This window comes from Dokdonella sp. (assembly GCF_035703485.1).
Classification (GTDB): domain Bacteria; phylum Pseudomonadota; class Gammaproteobacteria; order Xanthomonadales; family Rhodanobacteraceae; genus Dokdonella.
Map to the genome: position 1 here is coordinate 1 of NZ_DASSYD010000146.1, position 4072 is coordinate 4072.

2 protein-coding genes are annotated in these 4072 nt (G+C 59.2%); one reads left to right on the forward strand and one right to left on the reverse strand.

Annotated elements, in window-relative coordinates; genetic code table 11:
* Positions 1-184: 184 nt before the first annotated feature.
* Positions 185-3091, reverse strand: coding sequence for a TonB-dependent receptor (locus VFN25_RS11600; protein WP_325142053.1), 2907 nt, complete (start codon positions 3089-3091; stop codon positions 185-187).
* Positions 3092-3217: 126 nt separating this feature from the next.
* Here VFN25_RS11600 and VFN25_RS11605 point away from each other — a divergent pair, with 126 nt between their 5' ends.
* Complete coding sequence (locus VFN25_RS11605; RefSeq protein ID WP_325142055.1) at positions 3218-3997, forward strand: DeoR/GlpR family DNA-binding transcription regulator; 780 nt, start codon at positions 3218-3220, stop codon at positions 3995-3997.
* Positions 3998-4072: the final 75 nt, after the last annotated feature.

Consider the following 4072-nt stretch of genomic DNA (forward strand, 5'->3'; position numbering starts at 1 on the left):
AAGCTTTCCAAGTGCACCGTCGTGAACAACGATTCTTGCATCACATCGACGCCACGCATGCCGAGCCCTCTTCACGGTTATCGTCCGCAAAGCCTACCAATGCCGCGCTGTAGCTGGGGTGAATTTCAACGGCCTGTTAGCCATCCCTGGCCAAGGCTCGACGTGCCGGCGGCGACAAGCGCCTTCAGAACTTGTAGATCACACCCAGGTTGACCGATCGCCCATACCGGTAGTATCCCTGCGACAGCAGTGGGTTGCCATTGATCGAGTAGGTCTCGGCTTCGTCCAGCAGATTTCGACCTTCCAGCGAAATGCTGAAACTGTCGTTGATGTCGTAAGACACCTGCGCGGTCAACCAGGTAATGGGATCGGCCATCTCGTTGTAGCCCTCACCCAGAACATTGATTGCGGTGACAAAACCGTCGGTGTGATCGGCGGTTGCGCTGGCCGACCACGGCCCCTTCTCGTACATCACACTCAGTGATGCCACTGCCGGAGCAATGCCCTCCAGTGGTCGCTTTTCACCATCCACCCAGCTCTCCGACCAATTGCGCGTGTACTGGGCGCGGAAACCGAACCCGCTTTGCCAGAAGTGTTGCAAACCCACTTCGACGCCATGCACCTTGGCGTAATCGCCATTGATTGGTCGCATCACGTTGAACAGGGTCGGACCTTCCGACACGGGATTACCGTCGCCATCCAGCAGCGGTCCCACCCCGATGTCCTGACCGGTCTCCCAGCTGGTAGTGATCTGGTTTTCGATCCGCTTGTTGAATACGGCAACATTGAAGATGGACTTGTCGCTGAAGTACCACTCCAGCGAGGCATCGAACTGCCGCGCGCTGTAGGGCTTCAGATTCACGTTGCCACCATAAATCTGCGTGAACTCACCCCACGACACGCTTTCGGTGGTGTTGGTCGGAGCCAGTTGCTCGACCGACGGGCGCGCCATGGTTTTGGCGGCCCCCAGGCGCAACTGCAGGTCGTCGGTGAATCGCCACAGGAAGTTGGCCGACGGCAGTGCGTAGGTGTAGTTGCCATCTTGCGACACGCCCGTCGGATCGGCATAGTCTGCGGTGTAATTGAACTCGCCGTTTTCGGTGATGCTGCGGATCTTGGCGTCCCATGCCTGGGCGCTGGTTTTGGTCTTGACCAGACGCACGCCGACGTTGCCTTCCCAACGATCACCGGACAAATCAGCCTGCACATAACTGCTGAAGCTGCGCTCGGAAACACGGTAGCTTTGCAAAGGGTTCCAGGTTGGCGCGGCGGCACTGAAATCGTAGACGCCGCCACCCGGCCGTGGGTGGCCATCGTAGTCGCGCAATGCACGCAAATAGGCCGCGATATCGAATGCGAGGAAGCTGCGCGGGAAATTCGCGTACAAATCACTCATGAAATTGGGCAGGTGGAACCGATGCGAGATGACATCACCGCCGAGCTCCCCAACGTTGATGGCGTATTGGTCGGCGTAGTAGTCGGCCCCACCGGTAAAGGTGTTGTTGATCAGGTCCCGCGCCTTGCGCCGATCGGTGTAATTGATACCGAACTTGAGGCTATCCAGCGGGCCGCTGCCCAGGTACAGATTGCCGGCCAGCGAAGCACCATCGATACGATCATCAATGTTGTCACCACCCAACTCGAAATAGTGCGTATTGAAATCCGCGGGCCCGAACTCGCCATTGGCCAGGCCTGTCGCCAGATCGCGTCCGTCATCAAACGTGGTGATGACATCGGGCACGCGGTCGCCAGTCAGCTCGATGCGCGTGACATTGGGCTGATTCATGCGCAAGACCACGTAACTGTCCTGACCGCCCGAATGCCGCTTCGAAGTGGAGCGATAAAGATCACCCGTCAAGCTGAAATCCGGGTTCACCTTCCAGTCCACGTTGGCACCATACAGTGTGGTGTCGACCACACGATAGTTGGTATTGTTCAGAAGCTCCGGATTCATGCGCAGCTCCGGATCGGCGCTGTCCAGCGTCATCCCGGTAACGATGCCATTCTGCACCGTGATATCGGACCAGCGGCCGGGCGCATACAACGGGTAGTACGACTGCTGGTAGCCGATTTGCGGCGAATCGAGCCGGGTCTTGAGACCATCCACCTTGACCTTGAGGTTGTCGGCTGGCCGCCATTCCAGGGTGGCCGAAAACGCGCTGCGTTTCTTTTCTTCGAGGATGGAGCCTACCCGGAACTGACCTGGGGATATCAAGCCATATTCGTCCGGATCAAGTTCACCGTTGTCGTTGAGGTCGACATTTCCACCCCAGGCGTTCCCGTCCAGCCAGCTCTCATCATTGGGATCCGCATTACGGGTCCAGCCGCCGTCATTGCCAGCCACATCGGTTCGGTCCCGACGCTTTGAATAGACCACGCCCAGCATCACGCCAAACGTTTCATTGGCGAAGGTGTTGCTGTAGGCCGCCGACAACTTGCGCCCATTCAACTCGGACATCTGGTTGCGGTCGCCTTCGATTCGCACCACGCCGTGCTGCCCATCCCGATCGAACGGGCTACCGGAGCGCAGATTGATCAAGCCGCCAATCGCGCCCTCGGTGAGCGCCGCCTCGGCGCCCTTGATCACATCGGCACCGGAAATCACGTCGGCGGGCAAGACATCGAAAGCGAAATCGCGTCCGCTGCCATCGGTCGCCAGAATTCGGTTGTTGAAGGTGGTCAGTGTGTATTCCGGGCCCAGTCCCCGCACACTGACCTTCTGTCCCTCGCCGCCAGCGGTACGCGAGATGGAAACGCCGGTGATATGGCTGAGTGCATCGGCCACGTTGTCATCGGGGAACTTGCCCAGCTCCAGCGCCGTGATCGAATCTTGCACGGTTGTCGCGAAACGCTTCAAGCCGACTGAGCGCGCCATGCTGGCGCGGACCCCGGTCACTTGCACGGTTTCCAGGGTTGTCGTGCTGGCTGCCGCCTTGGATTCACCCTCCGGCGCGGGCGGCTGGACGGAACTGGGCGACGCCGGCAATGGATCTACCGACGCGCGTTCCTGCGCTGGCGCAACCACGGGAAACCACAGCACCATGGCAATGGCAGCGACAAGCACGTCTCGGCGCAAATACACTTTTTTCATGTTCTCCCCCAAAATTGAACGATCAGGCCAGCTTTCGAAGCACAATGAAGGTTACACTATGTTTCGTTATGCATCAATAGCGAAATACAACGAAATGTTGCATACTCACACGCAAGGGAGGGAGCCATGGCAATAACCCGCGATACCAGTCAACGCCGCTTGCAAATCCGCGAGCTCGTGCACCAGCAAGGCAGCGTGCAAGTTGCGGCCTTGGCGCACCGCTTTGGCGTCAGCCTGCAGACCGTGCGCAAGGATCTGCGTTACCTGGCCGCATGCGGAATAATGACTCGCGCCTACGGCGGCGCCATCGACAACAACGCCATAGGCGGCACCCTGTCGGAGCCGGCCTATGAATCCAAGCGCGTGATTCATCTGGAGGACAAGCGGCGCATCGGCAAGCGTGCCGCTCAACTTGTGGAGTCGGGCAACACCATCGTCATCGACTCAGGCACCACCGGCATCCAGCTGGCCGAAGCCTTGCCGAACATCGACATCACGGTGGTCACGAACGATTTCGGCGTCTTGTCCGCCCTGGCGCCCAAACCGAACATCCACATCATCGTGCTGGGTGGCGAATTACGGCGCAAAAATATGGCTTTCTACGGCGGCCTGACCGTCGATGCGCTGGATGCGATCCAGGTGGACAAGCTGTTCCTTGGGGTAGATGGCTTCGACCTCGAGCGCGGCATTACTACCCACTACGAGCCGGAGGCCGTCTTGAACCGAAAGATGGTCGAAGCCGCACGCAAGGTCATCGCCATCACCGACAGCTCCAAGTTCGGCAAAGTCTGCCTGCATCGAATCGTGCCGATAACCAGCCTGAATACGTTGATTTCCGACGCCGAAACACCGGACGATGTTCGTCAGGCGAGCCGACATCTGGGCTTTGAATTGTTGCTGGCCTGAACCACCACGGTCCGGCGCGACACCACGGACACCGGAGCGCCGCCACCTCACCGCGCCTTGCCGGATGCGCGTTCC

Excerpts from the sequence above, each read along its gene's own strand:
- VFN25_RS11600 (WP_325142053.1), bottom strand. The coding sequence starts at position 3,091 with ATGAAAAAAGTGTATTTGCGCCGAGACGTGCTTGTCGCTGCCATTGCC.
- VFN25_RS11605 (WP_325142055.1), top strand. The coding sequence starts at position 3,218 with ATGGCAATAACCCGCGATACCAGTCAACGCCGCTTGCAAATCCGCGAG.